The sequence below is a fragment of the Desulfallas sp. Bu1-1 genome (genome assembly GCF_015594625.1).
In the GTDB taxonomy this organism is placed as follows: domain Bacteria; phylum Bacillota; class Desulfotomaculia; order Desulfotomaculales; family Desulfallaceae; genus JADNRQ01.
Window position 1 is genome coordinate 77,415 of sequence record NZ_JADNRQ010000009.1, and the last position, 23,324, is coordinate 100,738.

The 23,324-nt window shown below is 48.5% G+C and carries 21 protein-coding genes and 1 pseudogene; 1 reads left to right on the plus strand and 21 read right to left on the minus strand.

Annotated features, from left to right (window positions below; translation table 11 throughout):
- Nucleotides 1-15: 15 nt before the first annotated feature.
- The 13 genes and pseudogenes from miaB to IT084_RS10345 all read right to left on the minus strand — a co-directional run.
- Nucleotides 16-1,356, minus strand: a complete 1,341-nt coding sequence (gene miaB, locus IT084_RS10285) for a tRNA (N6-isopentenyl adenosine(37)-C2)-methylthiotransferase MiaB (protein WP_243276899.1) — start codon at nucleotides 1,354-1,356, stop codon at nucleotides 16-18.
- Nucleotides 1,357-1,697: 341 nt separating this feature from the next.
- Nucleotides 1,698-2,096 carry a hypothetical protein gene (locus IT084_RS10290; RefSeq protein WP_195712772.1) on the minus strand — a complete coding sequence of 133 codons (399 nt, stop codon included), beginning with the start codon at nucleotides 2,094-2,096 and terminating at the stop codon, nucleotides 1,698-1,700.
- A gap of 283 nt (nucleotides 2,097-2,379) precedes the next feature.
- Nucleotides 2,380-3,135: a gamma-glutamyl-gamma-aminobutyrate hydrolase family protein gene (locus tag IT084_RS10295; protein WP_195712773.1), complete on the minus strand. Its 756-nt coding sequence runs from the start codon at nucleotides 3,133-3,135 to the stop codon at nucleotides 2,380-2,382.
- Nucleotides 3,136-3,347: 212 nt separating this feature from the next.
- The gene (locus IT084_RS10300) at nucleotides 3,348-3,698 is read right to left on the minus strand and encodes a type II toxin-antitoxin system PemK/MazF family toxin (protein WP_195712774.1); all 351 of its coding nucleotides are present in this window, start codon (nucleotides 3,696-3,698) and stop codon (nucleotides 3,348-3,350) included.
- Nucleotides 3,698-3,976 (minus strand): ribbon-helix-helix protein, CopG family, encoded by a 279-nt coding sequence (locus IT084_RS10305; protein WP_313885461.1) that lies wholly within the window; start codon nucleotides 3,974-3,976, stop codon nucleotides 3,698-3,700. The genes IT084_RS10300 and IT084_RS10305 overlap by 1 nt, the downstream gene beginning before the upstream one ends.
- Nucleotides 3,977-4,059: 83 nt before the next feature.
- Nucleotides 4,060-4,557, minus strand: a complete 498-nt coding sequence (gene ilvN, locus IT084_RS10310; RefSeq protein ID WP_195712776.1) for an acetolactate synthase small subunit — start codon at nucleotides 4,555-4,557, stop codon at nucleotides 4,060-4,062.
- A gap of 165 nt (nucleotides 4,558-4,722) precedes the next feature.
- Nucleotides 4,723-6,054 (minus strand): type I glutamate--ammonia ligase, encoded by a 1,332-nt coding sequence (gene glnA / locus IT084_RS10315; RefSeq protein WP_195712777.1) that lies wholly within the window; start codon nucleotides 6,052-6,054, stop codon nucleotides 4,723-4,725.
- 276 nt (nucleotides 6,055-6,330) lie between these two features.
- Entirely contained in the window at nucleotides 6,331-7,662 is a 1,332-nt protein-coding gene (glnA, locus tag IT084_RS10320) for a type I glutamate--ammonia ligase (RefSeq protein ID WP_195712778.1), read from the minus strand.
- A 109-nt stretch (nucleotides 7,663-7,771) separates the two neighbouring features.
- Nucleotides 7,772-8,353, minus strand: coding sequence for an ANTAR domain-containing protein (locus IT084_RS10325; RefSeq protein ID WP_195712779.1), 582 nt, complete (start codon nucleotides 8,351-8,353; stop codon nucleotides 7,772-7,774).
- A gap of 172 nt (nucleotides 8,354-8,525) precedes the next feature.
- Nucleotides 8,526-10,106, minus strand: coding sequence for an FMN-binding glutamate synthase family protein (locus IT084_RS10330; RefSeq protein WP_195712780.1), 1,581 nt, complete (start codon nucleotides 10,104-10,106; stop codon nucleotides 8,526-8,528).
- 126 nt (nucleotides 10,107-10,232) lie between these two features.
- A complete protein-coding gene (gene glnA / locus IT084_RS10335; protein WP_195712781.1) occupies nucleotides 10,233-11,558 on the minus strand; it encodes a type I glutamate--ammonia ligase in 1,326 nt (441 codons plus the stop codon).
- A 185-nt stretch (nucleotides 11,559-11,743) separates the two neighbouring features.
- Nucleotides 11,744-12,319: an ANTAR domain-containing response regulator gene (locus IT084_RS10340; protein ID WP_195712782.1), complete on the minus strand. Its 576-nt coding sequence runs from the start codon at nucleotides 12,317-12,319 to the stop codon at nucleotides 11,744-11,746.
- 101 nt (nucleotides 12,320-12,420) lie between these two features.
- A pseudogene (locus tag IT084_RS10345) lies at nucleotides 12,421-12,726 on the minus strand (DUF255 domain-containing protein); the annotation flags it as partial.
- Nucleotides 12,727-13,028: 302 nt separating this feature from the next.
- Here IT084_RS10345 and asnB point away from each other — a divergent pair.
- Nucleotides 13,029-14,873: an asparagine synthase (glutamine-hydrolyzing) gene (asnB, locus tag IT084_RS10350; RefSeq protein ID WP_195712783.1), complete on the plus strand. Its 1,845-nt coding sequence runs from the start codon at nucleotides 13,029-13,031 to the stop codon at nucleotides 14,871-14,873.
- A gap of 156 nt (nucleotides 14,874-15,029) precedes the next feature.
- Here the strand turns inward: asnB and IT084_RS10355 are convergent, their stop codons facing one another.
- From IT084_RS10355 to IT084_RS10390, 8 genes are all read right to left on the minus strand, one after another.
- Entirely contained in the window at nucleotides 15,030-15,884 is an 855-nt protein-coding gene (locus IT084_RS10355; RefSeq protein WP_195712784.1) for a hypothetical protein, read from the minus strand.
- A gap of 5 nt (nucleotides 15,885-15,889) precedes the next feature.
- Nucleotides 15,890-17,404: a glutamate synthase-related protein gene (locus tag IT084_RS10360; RefSeq protein WP_195712785.1), complete on the minus strand. Its 1,515-nt coding sequence runs from the start codon at nucleotides 17,402-17,404 to the stop codon at nucleotides 15,890-15,892.
- Between the two features lie 11 nt (nucleotides 17,405-17,415).
- A complete protein-coding gene (locus tag IT084_RS10365) occupies nucleotides 17,416-18,561 on the minus strand; it encodes a glutamine amidotransferase family protein (protein WP_195712786.1) in 1,146 nt (381 codons plus the stop codon).
- Nucleotides 18,562-19,854 carry an NAD(P)/FAD-dependent oxidoreductase gene (locus IT084_RS10370; protein WP_195712787.1) on the minus strand — a complete coding sequence of 431 codons (1,293 nt, stop codon included), beginning with the start codon at nucleotides 19,852-19,854 and terminating at the stop codon, nucleotides 18,562-18,564. It lies immediately after the preceding gene.
- A 15-nt stretch (nucleotides 19,855-19,869) separates the two neighbouring features.
- Nucleotides 19,870-20,307 (minus strand): 4Fe-4S dicluster domain-containing protein, encoded by a 438-nt coding sequence (locus IT084_RS10375; RefSeq protein WP_195712788.1) that lies wholly within the window; start codon nucleotides 20,305-20,307, stop codon nucleotides 19,870-19,872.
- Nucleotides 20,308-20,665: 358 nt separating this feature from the next.
- Nucleotides 20,666-21,517, minus strand: a complete 852-nt coding sequence (locus tag IT084_RS10380; protein WP_207744520.1) for a hypothetical protein — start codon at nucleotides 21,515-21,517, stop codon at nucleotides 20,666-20,668.
- The gene (locus tag IT084_RS10385) at nucleotides 21,459-23,093 is read right to left on the minus strand and encodes a recombinase family protein (RefSeq protein WP_195712789.1); all 1,635 of its coding nucleotides are present in this window, start codon (nucleotides 23,091-23,093) and stop codon (nucleotides 21,459-21,461) included. The genes IT084_RS10380 and IT084_RS10385 overlap by 59 nt, the downstream gene beginning before the upstream one ends.
- A gap of 22 nt (nucleotides 23,094-23,115) precedes the next feature.
- A complete protein-coding gene (locus IT084_RS10390; protein WP_195712790.1) occupies nucleotides 23,116-23,277 on the minus strand; it encodes a hypothetical protein in 162 nt (53 codons plus the stop codon).
- Nucleotides 23,278-23,324: the final 47 nt, after the last annotated feature.

Consider the following 23,324-nt stretch of genomic DNA (forward strand, 5'->3'; position numbering starts at 1 on the left):
GACATTACCCCCATTTTAAAAATTATTTAAAACTACCTCGCCTACCAGATGTGTAAGGCTAAAACCAGTAATGCGCAAAAGCATCATCTGGCCTACCATGCCCCGTTCACCATGGAAAACCACGATCTTGTTCGTCCTCGTCCGGGCGCTCATAAGATCCGCATTGGTCTTGCTCGGGCCTTCCACCAGGCACTCCATGATTCTGCCAACTTCCCCCCGGTTTTTGCGCAGGGTAATCTCATTTTGCAGCTTGATGAGTTCTTGGATGCGCGCGCTTTTAATTTCTTCGGGCACCTGGTCTTCCCTTTTGGCAGCCGGAGTACCCCTTCTTTTGTTGTAAATAAAAGTAAACGCGCCGTCAAACTCAATTTTTTGGACCAGGTCAATGGTATCCGCAAAATCGGCATCCGTCTCACCGGGGAACCCTACCATGATATCCGTGGTCAGTGAAACACCCGGCACTGCCGACCTGATTTTTCCCACCAGGGAAAAGTAATCTTCTCGGGTATACCCCCTGTTCATAAGTTTTAAAACGTGATTGCTACCCGCTTGTACGGGCAGGTGAATATGTTCGCAAACTTTTGGTAACCGGGCAATGGTTTTAATCAGTTTATCACAAAAGTCCCTCGGATGGGAAGTCATATAACGGATTCTTTCAATGCCCTCAATTTTATTGACTTCCGTAAGCAGTTCAGCAAAATCCACATTGCTTTCCAAATCCTTACCGTAAGAATTAACATTTTGCCCCAACAGAGTAATATCCTTGTAACCCTGCCGGCCCAATTCCTCTATTTCCCGAATAATCGCTTCGGGCTGCCTGCTTCTTTCCCTGCCGCGTACGTAAGGAACAATACAGTAAGTGCAAAAGTTATTACAGCCGTACATAATCGTCACCCAGGCTCTGACGCCGCCGGCCCTTTTCACGGGTACGCCCTCATTGATGGCCCCAGCTTCGGGCCATACGTCAATAACCTGTTGGCGACTATCATTTACACGGGCGATTAAATCGGGAAGTGTTTGAATGTTATGGGTTCCGAAGACAATATCTACGTACGGAAAACGCTGTTTAATTCTTCGCCCCATGTGTTCCTGCTGGCTCATGCACCCGCCCATGCCGATAATAAGCCCGGGCTTTTCTTTTTTTAGTTTTCCAAGCCTGCCTAAAAGGCCAAAAACTTTATTTTCCGCGGTTTCACGCACGCAGCAGGTATTGATGATAATTATATCGGCCTCATTCTGCTCGTCCGTTGGGATATAACCGCAATGTTCCAGCATGCCGGCAATTCGCTCGGAATCGTGTTCATTCATCTGGCAACCGAAGGTAATAATTTGATATTTGGGCATCATGTTTTCCATGCTAACTAACTCCCCTCAACGTTAACGTTAATTATTATATCATTGCATGGCAGCCACGCAAAATATATACATGAGTAATCTCGGAAACAGTAAAAAGAACCCGGGGAAAGAATGCAATAATAACCAGGCAACCCCAATTTAAGCAATGGGATACAAATTAAAGCTGAGCAGAGCAAACACAAAGACAAGCGCTCCTAATTGCAAAAAATTGGAACTTAAAAAAGACAACAAAAACCCAAGCCTTCCTTGGAAGGTAACAAATGAAAATTATAATGGATAAACCAAATTTTTTTATCCTGGACTAATAGCATCAAATTAATTTGTATTAGTCCATCCGTGAGTCAGTCCTTCAATTCGTCAATCCATTTTGTCGATATCTCAGGTAAATACATTAAAAGAAACGAACTAAAATAAAAAAGCCAGTAGCCCCAACAGCACACCGGCCGGATGCGGATCAACCCCGTTTTCGTTACATGGGATTTTTCAAAAGGCAAAAAGATCATGGTCAAAGCCTTGTCCGACACAAACCGGCGGTACTCCGGCGGGAAGCTCAAAAACCGCTCTTCGGGCGTCCGGCCGGTTGAAGAGTGGATACGGCGGTGGTAATCCTGGGTGATTAAGGCGGCCGGGTATTCGTTCGCCTGTTCGATGGTGGGAGGCGGAGTGCGGAGCAAGAGCTCGGCGACAAGGCCTTCTCCCGGGCCTGGGTGTGGGTGAAAAGGGACTTGGGTAAAGCCCATTCCTTGCCTTCGATAAGGGTGACGGATTTGCTTTTTCTTAACTTATAAGACGGCAGGTAGCGCCGGCGCAAGTCCTCCAAAAAACCGTCACCAAAATTATAAGACACAACGCAAATAAGGGTTAATCCGTTGTGTCTCATGAAAAGTGCAAATGGGGAAATCCAGTATTGACGCGGGTTTGAGCGATTTAGGTTAACGCATCGGATGCACCATCCATAGTGATAATCTTGCCGCCTACTATCGCTTGCATTGTTAAGTCACCTGCACGTTTTTTAGATAAGTTCTACAACGATTTAACTTTTTCCTGTATCACACGATAATTTCTATTCGACAAATATCGAGCCGATGCTTGAACATGTGCGATGAACAACTGGAGCACGGCCGGGTATTTCTCCCACATATTTTCCGGGTGAAATTGAACCCCCATTGCAAAACTGTTTTTGTCGGTGCGCTCAATAGCTTCAATCACACCGTCTCCTGCGCGGGCGGAAACCGTGAAACCTTCGGCGGTTTGGCCGATCATCTGGTGATGAAAAGAATTCACCCGAAACTTATGGGCTGCCAATAAATCAAATAACAGGGAGTCCTGTTTGATTTCGATTTCGTGAGTTGGGTACCAGCGAGGTGCCTCCTGGCTGTGTTTGTATGCGCCGGGTATAGCCCGTTGAATATCCTGGCATACGGTTCCGCCGGCGGCCACGTTAAGGATTTGAATTCCCCGGCAGATACCGAATACCGGCATTTCCAACTCCAGGGCTTGCATCGTGATCTGCAACTCGAAGCTATCGCGGTGCGGGTCGATACTCCCGTTTTCAGGCCAGGGTTCTTCCCCGAAATGGTAAGGATCAATATCGCCGCCCCCGGAAAGCAACAGGCCGTCGATGACGTTTAACAGCGAGCGTACATTATTCTTGTTGGTGTGCGGCAGTATTATAGGCTCACCACCGGCGGCCTTGACTGCCCGTACGTAGTCCCTGGCCAGGTGATATTGATCGAGCGCAGTGTTATAACTGCATGTAATTCCCACCACCGGTCGCACGGCTGTATTCTCCTTCCATATTTTCGATTTGGTTTACCCAAGTTACAGGCCTGGATTACAAAATGTGCACTAATAAAATATATGGTTGGGAATGCAGGGTTAACACGGGGATAAAATAAAACCGCGACCCCGAAGGGTGCGGCTTTTGCTCACCATCAAAACTGTATGGGTTAAATATGTAGGGGAATACGTGATATCAAAATTAATATGTATTAGATATCGACCAGGCCAAGGCTGATTTCAATGGCCTGGTTGACCCGTGACATCATATCATCTTGCAACAAAGCTACTTTTTCCATTAACCTGCTTTTATCAATGGTCCGGATTTGTTCCAGCAAAATAACTGAATTTTTCCCAAGACCGGCCTGCCCCGCCGGCAGTTCCACGTGCGTAGGCAGTTTGGCCTTGGCGATCTGTGATGTAATTGCGGCTACTATGGTAGTCGGGCTATATTGGTTGCCGATATCATTTTGTAAAATTAATACCGGCCTGGTGCCCCCCTGCTCCGAGCCCACCACCGGGCTAAGGTCGGCATAATATATTTCACCTCGGCGTATTTGCATCAGCGTTTGCCTCCCGCCACGGGTTCCTCAAATACCGGCTCAACTTCGGATTCCAGCCTGTACTGTTCAATGGCCAGGGCAAGATTAATCTTGGCCATTTCCACGTAGCCTTTTTTCATTTGTTCTCTCAACAAACGGCGTTTGCGTTCGGCAATGTAAAGCTTCATCGCCTCCCGGACAAATTCGCTCCGGTTAAGGTTTTCAGCCGCTGCAATACAGTCGATTTCGGACAGCAAATATTCCGGAAGGCTGATCATAATCCGCTTTACCTGTGCCACCTGCAAAACCTCCGCATATTAAGTATATATTAAATACTAACTCCATTATATACACATTTTATAACTTGATGTCAATACGATCCTTATTTTTCATCCTTTGCCGCAAAAGGCTGGCGGGACAGAGCAATTTTACCGGTGCGTACCATTTCTATAATCCCCTGTTGCTCCAACACGTGGGTAAAAGCACTAATCTTTTGTTCATCTCCAATGATCTGGATGACCATGGATTCATTGCTTACATCAACTACATTGGCCCGAAAGATTTGCACAATGTCTACTATATCGCGGCGCTTTTCCGGATCAGCCTTAACTTTAATCAGCGCCAGTTCCCTTTCTATGGAGTCGCGCTCTTCCATTTTTGTTATTTTAATTACATCCACAAGTTTGGAAAGCTGGTGAATTACCTGCTCCAGTACCCGCTCATCGCCATTGACCACAATGGTGATCCTGGTGATGTCCGGCTCCTCGGTATAGCCCGCGGCGATGCTTTCAATGTTAAATACCCGCCTGCTGAGTAAACCGGCGATGCGCGCCAGTACACCGGGTTTGTTCAGCACAAGAACAGCCAGGGTGTGTGTCATTGGTACCCCTCCAGTTTTATTACTTGGCTACTTAAGTATGCAATCATTTTAACATATATTATTAAGCTGTCTCAAACACTAATTGCCAGGCAATGAAAATTGGCAGAATAAAAGCTTACAAGGCGAATGGTTGCCTGTAAGCTCCGGTTCCTATGTCACAGAACGCTAAAATTTGGTTAGGTACTGCTCAAGCTCCCACGGGTGCACCTGCATCCGGTAGCTGTTCCACTCAATTTTCTTGGCTTCCATGTATCGTTGCATTACATGCGGCCCCAGCGCTTCCTGAACAACCCCGTCCATGGATAAATGATGCAGGGCATCATTTAGACTTTCGGGGAGCGTACCAATGCCCAGCTGTTCCCTTTCTTCGGTAGTCAATTCATAGATATTCCGATCGCAGGGTTTCGGGGGCTCGATTTTATTTTTAATCCCGTCCAGGCCGGCTTTTAAGCATACTGCCAGGGCCAGGTAAGGGTTACAGGACGGGTCGGGGTTGCGCAGCTCGATTCGGGTGGATTGACCCCGTTTGGCCGGCACCCTGATCAATGGGCTGCGGTTACGGTAGGACCAGGCTATATATACCGGCGCCTCATAACCGGAAACCAGCCTCTTGTACGAATTGACCGTGGGGTTGGTAATGGCAGTGATGGCGGAAATATGTTTCATTAAGCCGCCGATATAATACAAGCAATCCCGGCTGAGCTGGCTAGGTGTGTTGGGGTCGAAAAAGGCGTTTTCCCCTTTTTTCATCAAGGACTGGTTCAGGTGCATACCCGAGCCGGCAATACCGAATATCGGCTTGGGCATAAATGTCGCGTGTAACCCGTGCCGCTGGGCAATGGTGCGCACCACAAATTTAAATGTAACCACCTTATCGGCGATATCAAGGGCATTGGAATATTTAAAATCGATTTCGTGCTGGCCCGGGGCAACCTCGTGGTGGGATGCCTCGATTTCAAAACCCATTTGCTGTAGGGTCATCACCATATCCCGGCGAGCGTTTTCACCCAGGTCCACCGGCGTCATATCGAAATAACCGGCGCGGTCATGGGTTATGGTTGTGGGTTTTCCCTCTTCATCCACGTGGAACAGAAAAAATTCTGCTTCCGGCCCAACGTTCATGGTGTAACCCATTTCCTCCGCTTCCGCGATAGCCCGGCGCAATACATTGCGAGGGTCCCCAATAAATGGTGTGCCGTCTGCGTTGTAAATATCGCAAATTAAACGTGCCACGGCGCCCTCCCTGGGTTTCCAGGGAAAAATTACAAATGTGGAAGGGTCGGGGCGTAAATACATATCCGATTCTTCTATCCGGACGAAACCTTCGATTGATGAACCGTCAAACATTAATTCGTTGTTTAGGGCCTTGTCCAGTTGTTCCACGGGGATGGATACATTTTTCAAGACACCGAATATGTCGGTAAATTGAAGTCTGATAAATTTAACACCGTATTCTCTTACCAAGCTACGTACATCATCATTGGTATATTCAGGCACGAATTGTCACACCTCTCCTTTGAGATATAAAACCGGGACTTCACAAAACGAAAAAAAGCCCACACCGGCAGGTAAACAAATCAACTGCCATGCAGGCTTCGTTGCCCGGTGATAGGTACGCCCTTGTACCCTTCTATTTCATTAAGCAATAGTATAACACAGATTTAACAAAAAGCCAGAGTTTTTTTAAGTAAATAACGTTTTTCCAGCAAGAAGAAAAAGGAAAAAAAGCCCTGTCCATTAAAGGATCAGGGCCGGAGGATGGAAATAAACGAGCTAAAACTTGGTGAGGTATTCTTCAATCTCCCACTGGTGAACTCTTACGCGATAACGATCCCATTCAATAGTTTTTGCCTCGACATACTTGTCAAAAATATGCGGTCCAAGTGCATCCCGAATTACTTCATCGGCTATCAGTTCTTCGATGGCTTCCATAAGGCTGCCCGGCAGATTGTTAATGCCCAATTCTTTCCGTTCCGCCACAGTCATTTGATAAATATTACGGTCACAGGGCGGTGGCGGTTCAATCCCGTTTTTGATACCGTCCAGACCGGCCCGCAGGCAGGCTGCAATGGCCAGGTAAGGATTGCAGGACGGATCGGGGTTTCTCAGTTCTACGCGTGTGCTCATACCTCGTTTGGCCGGAATACGAATTAGAGGACTACGATTACGACCGCTCCAAGCCACATAAACCGGAGCTTCATACCCGGGCACCAGCCTTTTATAAGAATTAACCGTGGGGTTGGTTATGGCACTTAATGCCCGCGCGTGCTTGATCAGTCCCCCAATATAGTGGTATGCCTCACGGCTCAATTGCATGGGGTCGCCGGGGTTAAAGAAAACATTTTCCCCGTTTTTAAAGAGGCTTTGATTCATATGCATACCGCTCCCGTTGATCCCAAAGACCGGCTTGGGCATAAAGGTGGCGTGCAGGCCGTGCCGCTGGGCAATAGTGCGCACAACAAACTTGAAAGTAACTATTTTATCAGCGATATCAAGGGCATCCGAATATTTAAAATCAATTTCGTGCTGGCCCGGCGCCACCTCATGGTGCGATGCTTCGATTTCAAAACCCATTTCTTCCAGGGTAAGAACCATGTTGCGCCGGGCATCTTCACCCATGTCTACAGGCGTAAGGTCAAAGTATCCTGCACGATCGTGGGTTTTTAAAGTGGGGTAACCGCTTTCGTCGATATGGAAAAGGAAAAATTCCAGCTCAGGGCCAACTTGCATAGTGTAGCCCAGTTCTGCGGCTTCATCAATCACCTTTTTCAGGGCGTTGCGGGGACAACCCTCAAAAGGTGTGCCGTCCGGATTATAAACATCACACATTAACCGGGCCACCGCTCCGTCCCGGGGTCGCCAGGGAAATACAGTAAAAGTTTTCGGGTCCGGGCGCAGGTACATATCTGATTCTTCTATTCTGGTAAAGCCGAAAATTGAAGAACCGTCAAACATTAATTCCCCGTCCAATGCTTTTTCCAACTGTTCAACGGTAATTGCAACATTTTTTAAAACTCCTAGTATGTCGGTAAATTGCAAACGGATAAATTTAACACCTGCTTCTTTTGCTTTGGCAAGGACCTCGTTTTTCATGCTGTCATTCATTGCTGATTGCCACCTTTCCGTGAAAAAAATATAAAGGCGCCATTAGGAACAGGTAACAGGTTACCTGTTCCTAATTAGGCGCCATTGCCTTTGCGGTACATCTTTATACCTATTTTTTTAATTCATAAGACATGATCACTGCCTCTGCCACTACCCGCATCGACACCCGCTGGTTCATGCTTTTGCGTTGCATACGTTTAAAGGCCTCGGCTTCAGACAATCCCAGCGTTTCCATTAAAATACCTTTGGCTCGCTCCACCAGTTTTCTGGTTTCCAAGGTTTCCTTGAGGTCTTTAATTTGTTTTTCCAGGGCCGCTACTTCTTGATAATTGGCCAGGGCCAGCTCAATGGCGGGAAACAGGGAGGTTTCACTCACGGGTTTGATCAGCAATGCATATACCCTGGCCTCCTTAGCTTTTTCCATGACGCCATGCTCACTGGAGGTTGCCGTTGCCACCACAGGTGCCAGTTTGTCCTCGTGGACTATTTTGGCTACCTGCAGCCCGTCCATGCCCGGCAAGTTAGCATCGATAATCAACAGGTCGGGTTGTCTGCTACGTACCAGTTTTAATGCGGTAACTCCGTCGCCGGCTTCGCCTACCACCCAGTAGCCGTACTTGCTCAGCATGGACTTGATATTTTTACGCCAGACAGTATCTGCATCTATTAAAACAATCCTTTGTTCACTCACGGAGTTTTCCTCCCGTAAAGGATCAAATAAAATGCCCTCATTGCAGGTAATATAACTACCTGTGAGGGCCTCATTGCCTAATCTTTACGATACATCATTGTATCGAATTATAATTTTAAATTTGCCCTTATTATAAACTAACCAATTCTTAATATGCAATACTTATTTTTTGTTAGCCTAAGATTTTCTCCACTTCTTCTGTATCACAATCCATGACGTATTTAATGCCTGTAATCTCTGACGCTTCCCTGGTCAGTGCCACCAGGTCGTCCCTGGTCAGGTAATCCAGGCTGAACTTGCGGGCGCCGCACATGAATTGACGCAACCCCTGAGCCAGGCGCTCAAAGTAAGTATATACGCCAATGGCGCCCACGGGCAGGCGGCTGAACTCCTCGGCGCCCAGTTTATCTCTAAGTTCCTCGGCGGCGATAAATACCTGTTCCAGTTTTTCACCGTATTTCTTGTATTCATTGGGCACCTTGCCGTTTTTAACGGCTTCGCCTACAGTTTTACCTACCATGGCAGCGGTCAGTGCTGAACGGGCCATGCCAATCGCCTTGGTATACGGGGCGCCCATAGCCAGGCCCTTAAACATATGATCCTCCAGCGTGAATCCTCCGGCAATGGCTACAGGAGGTATATATGCGCCTTTAGCGGCAATCTTGTCAAGCATTTTCACCAGCATTGCTTGCAAGTATACAGTGGGCACACCCCACTCATTCATCATCCGCCAGGGACTCATACCAGTTCCGCCGCCGGCACCGTCCACGGTGAGCAGGTCCAGTTTGGCGTCCGAAGCGTATTTAACCGCACGTGCCAGGTCAGCCGGGCGATAAGCGCCGGTTTTAAGGGTGATGTACTTGGCTCCGGCGTTACGCAGTTCTTCTACCCGGGCCATGAATGAATCGTATTCTACAAAACCAATGCGGGAGTGGCGTTCAAATTCATTGAACGCGCCAGCTTTATAAGCTTCCTGTACTTTGGGATCCTCGGGATTGGGCAACACAATATAACCGCGACTCTTTAGTTGCAGGGCTCTCTCTAAGGTATTTAGCTTAACCTCACCGCCGATATCTTTGGCGCCCTGGCCCCATTTGAGTTCAACGGCTTCAACACCTAATTTTTCAATGGCGTACTCCTGAACACCCAGGGCTGTGTCTTCCACATTAGCCTGTACGGCAATAAACCCCTTGCCGTTATACCATTCCTGGAAATCCTTGACCCTTTGGGCCAGGTTGGGGGAATGTACCACCCGACCGTTCTTAATTTCCGAATCGGGATCCATAGCGCATACGTTTTCGCCGATGACGATACCCACTCCGCAAATAGCCGCACCGGCGGCCAGGTGGTCCCAGTTGTTGGCTGCGACGTTGGTGGAACCCATAGCGGCCACTATGATGGGCAGGTTTAGCTTAATTTCCCCGTTGGCCCCGACTGCGCTTTCCAGGTTGACGGCGGGGAAAATGGCTTTGTCGGAATTGGCTTCGATGCCATATGCGCCCGCTGCAGTACCCAGAATGTTAAAGTGTGAATAATCCACCGGGTAATCTTTCTGGGAAGCAGAGGTGGTTTTGCCAAAAGGTTGGGGATAAAGCACTTCCTTGCCCCGAACGGACGATTTGCCGATTTCACACAAACCCGGACACCCGTCCAGGCAGGTGGCGCACATACCGCTAAATGGACACTGGCTTTCTCCTGTCCGAAGGCGCGTTAGAGTTGCCGCACTGGCGTTGATACCTTTGCTGAATGACATAATTTCCATCCTCCTAAAACATATATTTTTTATTTATCTATTACCGGTTTTTTTAACCGGCTTTTTATCTATCTTTTGCTTATTATTTAAATAATTTTTTATATCCAACTCATTTGCCAAACCGGTTTAGTAATTGCGCAGGTATTCGTCAATTTCCCAGCGATGCACTTTGGATTGAAACCTTTCCCACTCCTGTTCCTTAACTCTAAGGAACCGGGAAGAAATTGATTCTCCAAGTGCCCGCCAGATTACCTCGTCTTGTTTAAATGCTTTGAGAGCGTGTTCCAGGCTGCGGGGCAACCCCTTTTCCCGGATTACGTTTTTAATTTCCCATGCTGGAATGTCTTCCTTTAGCGGGGCAGGTGGATGCAGGCCTCGTTCTATTCCGTCCAGCCCTGCCTGTAAGGCTGCTGATACCACCAGGTAAGGATTGCCGGAGGGGTCGGGGCTGCGCAGGACCACTCTGGTGCCGGCTCCGCGCCAGGAAGGTACGCGAATCATGGCGCTCCGGTTATTCTCAGACCAGCCAGCCAGCACTGGCGCCAAATCATTGGCCGAAATGCGCTTGTAGGAGTTGACCAGAGGGTTTGCTACCGCAGTCAATGCTCCGGCGTGCTCGACCAGCCCGGCTATGAACCTGTTGGCGATAGCGCTGAGTCCGTTGGGCTTTGTTTGATCAAAAAATACGTTTTGATCGTTGCGCCACAGTGAAATTTGCAGGTGCATCCCGGAGCCGTTGACATCGGAAACGGGTTTGGGCATAAATGTTGCGTGCAGCCCGTGCCGCTGGGCAATGGTGCGCACAACGAACTTGAACGTGGTGATACTGTCCGCCATGGCCAGGGCGTCGTCGTCTTTTAGAAATATTTCGTGCTGGCCCGGCGCGATTTCGTGGTGGGACGACGAAACGTCAAAACCCATTTCCTGCAGGGTCAAAACCATATCCCGGCGGGCATTTTCTCCCATATCAACGGGGGTCAGGTCGCAGTATCCGGCTTGGTCGTGAGTGATAACCGTGGGCTTGCCCGATTCATCGGTTTGGAACAAAAAGAACTCTATTTCCGCTCCCACCTGTAAGTGCAACCCTTTGTTTTCCGCTTCCGCCAAGTTTCTTTTGAGCACCGAGCGGGAACAGCCGGCAAAGGGTGTACCGTCAGGATTCAACACATCGCAGATTAACCGGGCTACCGCCCCTTCCCGGGGTCTCCAGGGGAAAATTACGAACGTGGAGGGGTCGGGATTGAGCAATATATCCGATTCGTGCCGGTCCACTGTGCCCTCGATGACGGAACTGTCGAAGCTAATCTGGCCTTCCAGTGCCCGCTCCAGTTCTTCCACCGTGATGGCAATGTTTTTTAGTGTCCCAAAGATGTTGGTAAATTGTAACCGAATAAACTTTACGTTGTTTTCCGCAGCCTTCTCCAGAACGTCTTCTTTGGTGAAGGTTTTCAAGTTAATCCCCCTTAAGGTAAAATGTTCCCGGAAAAAAATAAAACATCCCAAGCAAACTTGTCATGAACAAGCCTGCATGGGACGCCATTGCCCCGAAAACTTATTTTACCTAAACGTAAGTATAAAAGTTTTGAAGTAAAAATCAATACATTTTTAAAGGAATATTGTATACATATAAAAATATATCACTTGTTTTGCATTTTAACAATGACACTTTTTGCCACTTTGGTGATCGACAGGCATTTATCCATGCTTAATTTTTGCAGGTAGCGAAATGCCTCCTTCTCGGACATTCCGCTTTTTTCCATTAGCAAGCCTTTGGCCCGTTCCACCAGTTTCCTGGTTTCCAGATCCTTCTTAACCTTTTTGACTTCGCCTTCCATGGTTGTAATCATATGGAAAGTGTTTATTGCGACTTCGATAGCAGGCAGGATGCCTGTTTCATGTAAAGGCTTGACAATGATTCCTAAAACTCCGGGCACCCTGGCTATTTCGATCATGTCCTTTTCGGAATAGGATGTCACCACCAAAACAGGCGCAAAGCCGTGTTCCTTGATATCGCGCGCCAGTGTCAGACTGCCCCCGGGCAGGTTGTCATCCACAATAATCACGTCGGGTTCAATTTTCAGGGCTGTCTGCAGCGCGGTTTTTGCATCGGTGCACTCGGCAACCACCAGGTACCCGGATCTTTTTAATATTTCAATAAGTTGACTATGGAAACTGGAATCGGCATTAGCAACCATTACTCGAGTACCAAACATTGCCACACCCCTGCTCTTGCGGTCAGTCACATTGTAACACGCCCTCTCCGGCAGCACAAGTTTGGGTTGTTTGATACCAATAATTGGGCACACTGACCCATCGCCTGGCATACCGTCATGTAAATGTGATCGATGTCCGGGCGTTCCTCCCGGTCCACCTTGATGGAAACAAAATTTTTATTTAAAACCTCCGCCACTTCCTCGTCTTCGAAGGTTTCCCTCTCCATGACGTGGCACCAATGGCAGGTGCTGTAACCGATACTTAGAAAAACCGGGCAATCCCGGCGTTTGGCTTCCTTAAAGGCTGTTTTCTCCCAGGGATGCCAGTCCACCGGGTTATATGCATGCTGAAGCAAGTATGGGCTCTTTTGTTTGATTAAACGGTTGGGCTTTCTTTCTTTAACCAATTGAAATTGGCCTCCTTTGAAAATTGATGTATTTATTATTCCCAATCAACTTTTTAAAAAAGTCAAGTTCCAGCTAAAAATATAAAGCTGATCATATTGGTTGCCAGTACCGGACATAAACAACATATTTTGCCTGTAAGGAGGCGGGTCGAATTGCGCTTGTTTCGCATATTATGAAGAAAGAAGGCTCAAGGAGATGCAACAGGGCATCTTCTTATCCGGCAAAGTCGCCTGCCTTGAACGGCAGGCGGCTTTTTTTGCTTAAACAAGCATACGGCAAATTAACGGGAGGGAAAGTTTAAATGTGTGGAATTGTAGGATGGGTTGATTGGGAAGGAAACTTGACCAAACAGCGTTCAGTCCTGGCGGCAATGAATGAGACGCTGGTCAACCGCGGCCCGGACGCTTCAGGCATGTGGGTGACGGAACACGTCGCCCTCGCCCACCGCCGGCTGATTGTAGTTGACCCGGCGGGCGGCGCCCAGCCGATGATTCGCCGTCGCGGAGATAAATTATACGTAATTACGTATAACGGAGAGTTGTATAACACGCCCGAACTCAGGCGGGAACTGGAAACGCGCGGCTATAAATTTAACGGCCACTCCGATACCGAGGTGCTGCTGGTCTCCTACATTGAGTGGGGAGAGAAATGTGTTGAGCGCTTTAACGGCATCTATGCCTTTGGTATCTGGAACGACGCCGAGCAGTGCATGTTTCTGGCCCGCGACCGGATGGGCGTAAAACCGCTGTTTTATGCACAGCGCGGTAATGTATTTCTATTTGCCTCGGAATTGAAAGCGCTTTTGGCGCATCCCGCGGTGCAGCCGAGACTGGACGCTGAAGGGCTGGCGGAAGTGCTGGTTCTGTCCCCGGGCCGCACTCCCGGGCACGGTGTATTCAAGGGGATTAAGGAACTTAAACCAGGGTATTGTATGGTTTACAGCCGTGGCGGAATCAGAATCCGCCGTTATTGGATTTTGGAGAGCAGGCCGCATGAGGACGACCTGGATACCACCACCGAAAGATTGCGCGAGCTTTTCCGGGATACGGTGGTGCGGCAGCTGGTGGCCGATGTGCCGGTGTGCACCTTGCTGTCGGGCGGAATCGACTCCAGTGCCATCACCGCCTGCGCCGCGGACGCTTTTCGTAAAACCGGTAAAGGGTCCTTACACACGTGGTCCATTGATTTCGTGGATAACGATCGCTACTTCAAGCCGAGCCTGTACCAGCCCAATTCAGATCAAAAGTGGGTGCGCCTGGTTTCTGATTATCTGGGCACCATACACCACAATGTCATGGTCGATACTCCGGATCTGGTGGACGCCCTGGCTATCGCCGTCAGGGCCCGCGACATACCCGGCATGGCCGACGTGGACGCCTCGCTGTACCTCTTTTCGCGCGCCATCAAGAAAGAGGCCACCGTTGCGTTGTCAGGTGAGTGCGCCGATGAAGTATTCGGGGGGTATCCCTGGTTTAACAGGCCGGAACTGGTGGAACTCGATACTTTTCCCTGGATGAGGAACCTGGATATACGGGTCGGTCTGCTCTCACCCGAGGTAATTGACCTGGTAAAACCGGAGGAATACGTTTCCCGGCGCTACCAGGAAACGCTGGAAACGGTACCTCGCCTGCCGGGGGAAGATCCCCACGAGGCCCGGATCCGAGAAATCGGTTACCTGACCATGAATTGGTTTATGCAAACCCTTCTGGACCGCAAGGACCGGATGAGCATGGCCGCCGGCCTGGAAGTGCGGGTGCCGTTCTGTGACCACCGGTTGGTTGAGTATGTCTGGAACATCCCCTGGTCCATGAAAACATGCGTGGGGATGGAAAAAGGCATCCTGCGCCGCGCGCTTCAAGGTGTTTTACCCGAGGAAGTATTAACCCGGCGTAAGAGTCCCTATCCTAAAACACATCACCCGGAATACCTGAGGGTGGTCAGGGAAATGGTTTTGCAAATACTGAACGACTCGGATTCCCCTTTGCTGCTGCTAATCAATGTTGAGGCCGTCCGCAACATCGCCCGGTCCAGCGGGCAGAGCTTCCGCCAACCGTTTTACGGCCAGTTGATGACTGACGCGCAACTATTCGCTTACCTTATCCAGGTGGACACATGGCTACGGGAATACAACGTATCCATCGTTTAAAGAAATAGTTGCACATTTTCACATCCACATTGGGGACGTTCTTCCCAAATGTGAATATGTTATTCTGGAAATTCCTGCGAAACAAGCGTTCTCTTTTGCGTTAAAGTATCTAAGAAGTAAGATGAGGGCGTTGCCGCCCTCTTTTTGCTTTAATTTTTAATACGCGTATATCTTGCCGTATGGCCGTAATGACACCGGGAGCAGCTTGATAAACCTACCCGACAGGATTTCTTCCGCATTGCCTCCAAAGTGGCTGCAATATTCATGGACGTACTTTGCAACAATCTTCTTGTCTGCGTCGTCCAGTTCGCGGGCTCCAACCTCTTTACCAAGTTGGTGCTGCTCCACGTTTCCGCGCAGGAAGATGACGCCGCCGTGCATGCCTGTTCCGATGTAATTGGCGCGATGCGGTTCTCCGTTTTTCAGGCTCAAACCAAGTAAAATCACAATTCCCCCCGCCATGTACTCGCCCAGAAAGTCCTGGGCGGTGCCGCCGATTACCAGTACCGGCAGCTTATCCCTGTATTCCTTCATGTGGATGGCGGTTCTGTATCCCACATTGTCCCGGATAAATATTTTACCGCCCCGCATGGACATGGCCACTACATCGCCCGCCCGGCCGTGAACTATGATTTCCCCGTCGTCCATAGTGTTGCCCACGCCGTCCTGGGCATTGCCGTTGACGATAATTTTATGCCCGTTCAGGAAAGCGCCCAGGTCGTTGCCGGGAAACTTATTTATTTCTATTGTGAGGGGTTTGTGGTTTTGTGGAAAGTATAACCGTGTACCAATATACCTTTGGCCGAAAACGTTGTTTACAGTTATGTCTGTAACTCCTTTTTTTGCCGTTTCCCTGAGCACGTCGTTTATTTCTTTATGTCTCATGCCTTGCGCGTTTATTACGCCCCTGTTGCCCTCAATAATCACGTTTTGAGCAAAAAGTTCATCCACTGGTCTAATATCGCCCAGAAAATTATCCCGGTAACCGAACTTTACATTCATACCATTCATGCGGCTCACTCCCCTGCTCCTTTTACTCCCAGGACATTGAGTTCCCATTCCTCAAGGCCCACCCCGCGCAGGTGTTCCCTGTTGCCCCTTAAACTTTCAATGGCGTTGATGCCCATACCACCGAGCATTTCCTGAATTTCGTGGCTCCAGCCCTTTAACAAGTTGATTAACTTCTTGCTGCTGATTTCGGGATTCAATCTCTTGGTCAGGTAGGGATCCTGGGTGCAAATCCCCCAGTTGCATTTACCTGTATAACACTTGTGGCAAAGGGTGCACCCCATGGCTACCAGTGCGGCCGTTCCCACGTATACGGCATCCGCTCCCAGGGCGATGGCCTTGATTACATCCGCGGAGCACCTGATGCCGCCCGCAGCCAGAATCGAACACTTGTGCCTGATTCCCTCCTGGCGCAATCTTTTGTCCACCGCCGCCAGCGCCAGTTCCAGCGGGATGCCTACATTATCCCTGGTGGCCAGGGGCGCCGCTCCGGTGCCGCCCCTCAACCCGTCAATGGCCACTATATCCGCTCCTGCCCTGACTATGCCCGAAGCAATGGCGGCCACGTTATGAACCGCAGCGATTTTAACTGAGACGGGTTTTTCGTAATTGGTGGCCTCCTTCAGGGCGTAAATCAACATAGACAGGTCTTCAATGGAATAAATGTCGTGCTGCGGCGCCGGCGACAGGGCGTCCGTACCCCTGGGGATCATCCTTGTCTGAGCTATGTCATCCGAAACCTTTTCGCCCGGCAGGTGCCCTCCAATGCCCGGCTTGGCGCCCTGTCCGATCTTGATTTCGATTATCCGGGCGCTGTTCAGGTATTCCGGATCGACTCCAAACCTGCCGCTGGCACATTGAACTATGGTGTTGTTGCCGAATTCCTTACGCATATGCACGGGTAGCCCGCCCTCGCCGGTGTTGAATAGAGTGCCGAATTCCTTGGCCGCGATGGCCAGTGATTTATACGCCTGGTAACTGATTGCACCGTAGGACATGGCCGAAAACACAATGGGTGTATTTATGGGAACGTTGGGGTGAAGTTCCGACTCGATTTTAACCTCGCCCTCGTCAAAATTTATTTTCAATGTATCAGGCTTTCTACCCAAAAAGGTTTTAAGCTCCATTGGTTCCCGCAGCGGGTCGATGGAAGGGTTGGTTACCTGGGAAGCGTTCAGCACCAGGTGGTCCCAGTAAATCCGGTAAGGCTTGTCGTTGCCGCTGCCGGTTAGAATCACGCCGCCGGTCTCGGCCTGTTTCTTCAGGTTTTGCATTTTGTCCCTGGTCCAACTGCTATTGGGCCTGTAATCCGATACTCGCGGCCGGACGTACAAGGCATTGGTGGGACAGAGAACCACGCATCTCTGGCAGCCCACACAGTTTTCTTCAGTTGAAAATAATTTATCCAGTTCCCCATCATACTCGTGAACCTTGTTCGCGCACTGTCTCTCGCAAACCCGGCAGCGGATGCATCTATTTTCCAACCTTTCAATCATAAATTCAGGTAAAAGATAAGAATACATATTTATCACCCTTAAATAGATTTATTTACACTCAGGAGATGATCTTTAGAATTTAACCTTACCACCACTGGTTCCCCGCCGGGGGGCGTCCAGGCAAGCTCAAGGTCCGGGCAAACGGCCCTGATGGCAGCTTCTTCAGACGAAAGGAAAACAAAATCTTCCTTTGCGCCCGCCGTAATCGGCCTGAGCCTAATCCTGTCGGTGAGGCCGATCATCTCATCATGGTGAGCTATAATTACTGTAAACGGCCCGTTCATGAGCAACGGCGCGTAGGTCATGCGCAGCGTGGTATAAAGTTTTTGATCACTCTCTTTCATGTGTTCAATGGCGTCCCACATGGGCGGCGCAAAGATTTTGCTCACCACTTCTATAGGCAACCCTTGCCTTCTCATCAATAAGTCAACCGCATAGGCCAGCACCTCTGTGTCTGTAAACAGGGTGCAATAGTAATTGTGCATCTCCAAAAAACGCCTGTTGGTTCCGTAAGAAGAAATTTCACCGTTATGCACCACGGTCCAGTCCAAGATGTTAAACGGGTGGGCGCCTCCCCACCACCCCGGGGTATTGGTGGGGAATCTGCTGTGTACCGTCCATATATATCCCTGGTATAAACGGTCCAGCATGAAATAATCGGCTATTTCCTCCGGAAAACCGACCCCTTTAAATACACCCACATCTTTGCCCGATGAAAACACATAGGCGTCATCAACGTTGGTGTTCAGATACATTACCCTGCTGACCACATATTCATCATCCGGCACTGCTAATTCTTCGTTCTTTTTCTGCGGGGCGACAAAGTAACGCCATACAATAGGCGGTGAAAACAAGGTTATATCAGGATTGGTGGGAATTTCTTCATCGTAAACCATGTAAAAATGCTCTTTTAAAAAAGCTTCTACCCTTCTTTTGGCGTTTAAATTCTTATTTTGATACATAATGTGCAAGGCGTAATAATCTTTATAATCAGGATAGAGACCGTAGATGGCAAAGCCGCCGCCCAGGCCGCTGCCGCGCACTTTCATGTTTTTTATTGCATTAATGGCCATTTCGCCGCCGAATCTCTTGCCGCTGATATTCATAACCCCGAAAAGGCCGCAGGCGTCCATATCTTTATCGGGCACAAACCTTTCGCTCTGAAAGTATTTTTGAACCAGCATTTACACCACTCCTAAAATTACATCTTCTTTTAACAACTGCCACCTTAACTGAGCAGGCAATTTACTGTATCCAAAATTTTCGTCCAGCAGTTCCTGCTCAAATTCGCGCACGTCAATTTTTCTGCGCATTAGATTGAGAAAGATCCCCGCTCTATTTATTTGACCAACCAGGATATAACCTTTGAGTGCCCCGTCATCACTTAACACAAACTTGCGGTAAAGATTGTTGCTTTCATCCAGACATTGCACTATCTTCCAGTTGCCGGCGTTCTTTTCGGTCACATTTAACCCGGCATTGATAATGTTGAGGTCAAAAAAGTGCATGGCATTCATACTTGTTCCCAGGGTGTATTCCCGTTCAACACCTGCCATGTTGAAGGCTGCCGTCCTGCCGCCCAGGTAGGCGTTGGGCCATAGCGGCAAAGGTTGGATCTCGCCGGTGACGAAGTTATAGTTTACGGCGCAGTCACCGCAAGCATAAATGTTCGGCACCGAGGTCTGCATTGTTTTATCCACCATGATGCCCCTTTTGACTTCAATGCCCGTTCCTTCCACCAGCTCCACCCTGGGGGCGACGCCGACACCCACAATTAATAGATCGCAAGGAATGGTAGATCCGTCTTTTAAAGTTAAACTCTCCACAAAATGAGTTCCATGCACGTGCTGGATGGTATTATTCAGGAATATTTTAACACCGGCTTTTTGAAATGCTTTTTCCACCAGTCTTGACGCCGTTTCGTCAAGCACCGGCGCCAGCACCCTGTCGGCCAGTTCGATCACGTAAACGCTTAAGCCTCTCCTCTTTAACACCTCGGCGGCCATTAGGCCAATCACGCCGCCGCCGAGCACAACAACATTTTGTGCAGTTTCCAGCGTCTCTTCGATGCCTTGCAAGTCGCTGTAACTATGAAAGCTGAAAACGTTTTGCTTGTCCAAACCTGAAATCGGTGGGAAGATGGGCTTTCCCCCGGTCGCCAGGAGTAGTTTGCCGTATCCCAGCCGCTCGCCTCCAGACAATTCGACCTCTCTTTTTTCGACATCGATTGTGACAGCTTTCTTTCCCATGAACAGGGTGACGCCAGCCCGGTCATAAAAGTCAAGCGGGCGGTAATACAATTTTTCTCGATCAATCTTTCCATCCAGGTAGTACGGGATCAGGGCCCTGGAGTAAACATGGTGGGATTCTTCGGAAACCAAGCCGATTTTCCCCTTTTTATCAATGCTTCGCAAACCCTCAATGCATCCCACTGCTCCCGCCGAATTACCAATAATTAAATAATTGAACTTGTTCATAATCTATCCCCCCCATTAATCTTCTACATAAACGAGCGCTTCATTGGGACAATGGCTGACGCAGTACCTGGAGTCCAATCCTGCGCAAAGATCGCACTTGATAATCTGCCGGCTCTCGTCATTGATGAATATATTGCCGTAGGGGCAGGTCAGCACGCAGCTGTAGCAGCCTACACATTTATCGCGGTCGTGTTCCACGGCGCCGGTTTCCGGGTTTTTGGTTAAAGCTCCGCTGATGCACGCCGCAACGCAATCCGGTTCTTCGCAGTGCCTGCATTGCAGGGCAAATGTTACGGGCAGGTTTTCTTCCACCCGGATCCTGGGCAGCGGTTTTGACTTTTCGTAATTAAAAGCTTTGATAATATTCTTCGTCTTGGAGTGGGCAACCGCACACCATATTTCGCAAAGGTGGCATCCCATGCACACTTCGGGCTTGGCCAGAATTTTTCCCATAGTACTCCTTCCTTTCTACTACCTTAAATTACAGATGTTCTTTAAAATTCTAAATGCAAATATAAAAAGCCCACAGGACATGCTTAATCACTGTGCGTTAAACATGCCTTGTGGGCCACATTGCCCGTGAAAGCTCGTCATTGAGCTTAATGTTAATTTATCGGACGCTAACCAAACCCGCCGTTGGGTGGTTTAATTTTATCATTAGGACAAAAATAAAAGCGTCCTACAAGATCTGCTTTTCAGCAGGTCTTTGTAGGACGCCATTGCCCTGAATATTATTTACACTAATAAGTATATAAATTTACGCTAAATAATCAATATACTTTGGCAAGAAATATTGTATACAATTAATGTTTTATTTATATTCTTCAGCCAGATCGAGGATACGGGCCAGGGTTTTTTCGCGCCTGGCGTTTATCGCGTCAAAGTCCATGTACGGGGCATAATATTTTTCCATTTTATCGTGTTCAGCCTTGGCTTGCTTGATAAATAAGATGGCCTGTTCCATGCACTGGCGGTACATTTTACGGGCCGTAGTTCTTTCCGCCAGGTACTTTTCACTAATGATGGGGTTGACGCATTCTATCGTGTCAATGATCACATCGCCGTTACGGGGGCGGAAATCGTGCGGCTCCACCGAGTTGACGATGGCGGTGTCCAATCCCGGAATCACCAGGTGGTCAATCAGTTCCGGCTCCAGGGAGCAGTGATAAACCTCGACATCAAACCCCCTCATCATGGCGACTTCCATCAGGCGGTACACCAAAGTATTTTTACCGGTGCCGTCATCTCCTTCAATAATATACCTTTTGCCGATATTGTCAACGATGGTGCCCAGGTGGCTGACCGGGCCGTCCGGCGTGATGGCGGTGGCAAACAGGTGGCGCGCTCTGGGGTTATCTTTCTGGCGCTCTTTACCCTCGAATATTTCATGCACCAGTTCCAGCACTTTCCGGTCGAATCTGCCCACGTTAAAAGCGCCCGTGCCGGCATAATAAAACTTGACCTCGTTCAAAAATATTTTGGCTGCCGCCAGGTAAGCGTAGGCCCGGTTAAAAAGTCTGCCAACCTCCTTGTTGCAAGCTAATATTTCTTTTTTGTTGGATCTTAGACCCTGCACGTTCCAGTGATCGCCCAAATGAATAATTTCATCGACGGCACCCGGGTTTTTCGGGTCCACCACATGGGGCGTTGTTACTACTGTCAAACCCTACCGCAGCACGCATATTTGCTGCTTTTTCAGGTTTTTTCACAGGTGGTATTTGTACCTTGATCGCCAGCGAGTTGTCATAAACTATAACTTTTTTAATTAACAACCGAATAATATACTGCCGCCCTTCAAAATCCAGGTTGTCAATATTCCTGGCGTATTCCTTTAAGGCGGTCTTAATGTTGGCTATTTCCTGATTGGATATTTTATGTTTTAATATTTCTTCTTCTATTTCGTTCATCCTTTTTTTGAGCCTTGATTCGCGGTCGTTAATTTCTTTGAGGATGGAATCCGCCAGGTCTTCCGGAATGTTTCCCTTTTGGTATAACCTTAAAATTCTAACTCTTTCGTTTACGACTTCTTCTATTTGCTTTTTTATACCAGCCTGCTCCTGCTGGGCGTCTTTAAGCTTATTTTCGTCATCCCGGGACTTTAAATCCTCCGCGAGCAGTTCGGGATTCAAAAGCCATTGTTTAACCTTGTTCCAGATTGTCTCCTCAAGTTTGTCAGCCGGGACATTTCTGGAGTTGCACTTATCGACTCCAGGGATACCGGGACTTTTGGCGGTGCAAACATAATACCTGTAAGTCCTTCTGTTTCTTTTACCGTTGCTTACAAGGTTGCCGTGCAGTGTGCAGCTGCAAAAACCACACCTGAGCAACCCGCTAAGCAGATATTGAGCAACAGTTTTGCCGGGTTTTTTCCTGCGTATTTCCTCGAACCGCTGCTGTGCTTCTTCCCATACATGCTGGGGTATGATTTCGGGTACTGAAGTTTTGCACCACTCCTCCCGCGGGCGGGGTTTTCTTGATATTCTTTCTTCCGGTGGTTTGTAGCGGTTGTTTTTTACTCCTTCAGCATTAATAGTGCGGAGGTACAGTGTTCCCGTATAAGTCGGGTTTCTAAGTATGCGCCGGACTGTTACACGGTGCCAGATTTCGCCCCGGGGAGGTTTTATCTGAAGGTCGTTGAGGCGGTTGGCTATTTCCTGGGGGCCGGTATATTTGCCGGGCTCCAAAAACCAGTTGTATATCATCTGCACAACGCGTGCTTCTTCCTTATCAACAAGCATTTTCTTTAACAGTTTGTCATACTTGTATCCGTAAGTTCCGGGAAAGTGGGTAAGCAACCCGCTTTTTGCTTTTTCTATTTTAACAGAGTTTGTTCGCTCTCTGATTTTGGCTTTTTCATATTCGGCTATGGCCCCTCGCATCTGCGCGAACAGTTTTCCGTCAGGAGTATTTTTCCATTCAAAATTGATGAATTCTATATTGACGTTAGCCTTTTCGATTTCATCTGTTAAAACCAGCTGTAACGTCAAACTTCTTGCTAACCGGTCAGGGTCAAGGCATATGAAGTAATCAACGCCTCCCTGGCGGATGAGCTTCCTTGCTTCTGTCAAACCGGGCCTGTTTAGAATGTCCCCTGAAATGCCCTCATCTCTAAAAACGATATACTTTGTGCAGCCAAGTTGAAATGCCTTTTCCATACATAATTTTTCCTGTGCTTCAAGGCTGTATCCGTGCTTAACCTGGTCTTCCGTGGATACTCTGATATATATTATAGCAAACAAATTGGACACTCCCGAATGAAAACTAATTTTGTACTACGTTTCTACATTCAGGGACTTTCTCCCTTTTTAATGAGCACATTCTTAAATAACGGTATGCTTCTTTTATCACTTTCTTCTGTTGTTCAGGAGTGCCTGTATGTTCGACGATTATTTTCCAGTCATTATCATTCTTTTTTTGCGCCATTTAAACACCTCCCTGAAAAAAGATATGTGTCGAAGCATGTCCAAAGA

What these genes read in the sequence shown, in the direction of transcription:
- miaB (WP_243276899.1), bottom strand. Translation starts at nt 1,356, where the DNA reads ATGGAAAACATGATGCCCAAATATCAAATTATTACCTTCGGTTGCCAG.
- IT084_RS10290 (WP_195712772.1), bottom strand. Translation starts at nt 2,096, where the DNA reads ATGGGCTTTACCCAAGTCCCTTTTCACCCACACCCAGGCCCGGGAGAA.
- IT084_RS10300 (WP_195712774.1), bottom strand. Translation starts at nt 3,698, where the DNA reads ATGCAAATACGCCGAGGTGAAATATATTATGCCGACCTTAGCCCGGTG.
- ilvN (WP_195712776.1), bottom strand. Translation starts at nt 4,557, where the DNA reads ATGACACACACCCTGGCTGTTCTTGTGCTGAACAAACCCGGTGTACTG.
- glnA (WP_195712778.1), bottom strand. Translation starts at nt 7,662, where the DNA reads ATGAATGACAGCATGAAAAACGAGGTCCTTGCCAAAGCAAAAGAAGCA.
- IT084_RS10330 (WP_195712780.1), bottom strand. Translation starts at nt 10,106, where the DNA reads ATGTCATTCAGCAAAGGTATCAACGCCAGTGCGGCAACTCTAACGCGC.
- IT084_RS10340 (WP_195712782.1), bottom strand. Translation starts at nt 12,319, where the DNA reads ATGTTTGGTACTCGAGTAATGGTTGCTAATGCCGATTCCAGTTTCCAT.
- asnB (WP_195712783.1), top strand. Translation starts at nt 13,029, where the DNA reads ATGTGTGGAATTGTAGGATGGGTTGATTGGGAAGGAAACTTGACCAAA.
- IT084_RS10355 (WP_195712784.1), bottom strand. Translation starts at nt 15,884, where the DNA reads ATGAATGGTATGAATGTAAAGTTCGGTTACCGGGATAATTTTCTGGGC.
- IT084_RS10360 (WP_195712785.1), bottom strand. Translation starts at nt 17,404, where the DNA reads ATGTATTCTTATCTTTTACCTGAATTTATGATTGAAAGGTTGGAAAAT.
- IT084_RS10365 (WP_195712786.1), bottom strand. Translation starts at nt 18,561, where the DNA reads ATGCTGGTTCAAAAATACTTTCAGAGCGAAAGGTTTGTGCCCGATAAA.
- IT084_RS10370 (WP_195712787.1), bottom strand. Translation starts at nt 19,854, where the DNA reads ATGAACAAGTTCAATTATTTAATTATTGGTAATTCGGCGGGAGCAGTG.
- IT084_RS10375 (WP_195712788.1), bottom strand. Translation starts at nt 20,307, where the DNA reads ATGGGAAAAATTCTGGCCAAGCCCGAAGTGTGCATGGGATGCCACCTT.
- IT084_RS10390 (WP_195712790.1), bottom strand. Translation starts at nt 23,277, where the DNA reads ATGGCGCAAAAAAAGAATGATAATGACTGGAAAATAATCGTCGAACAT.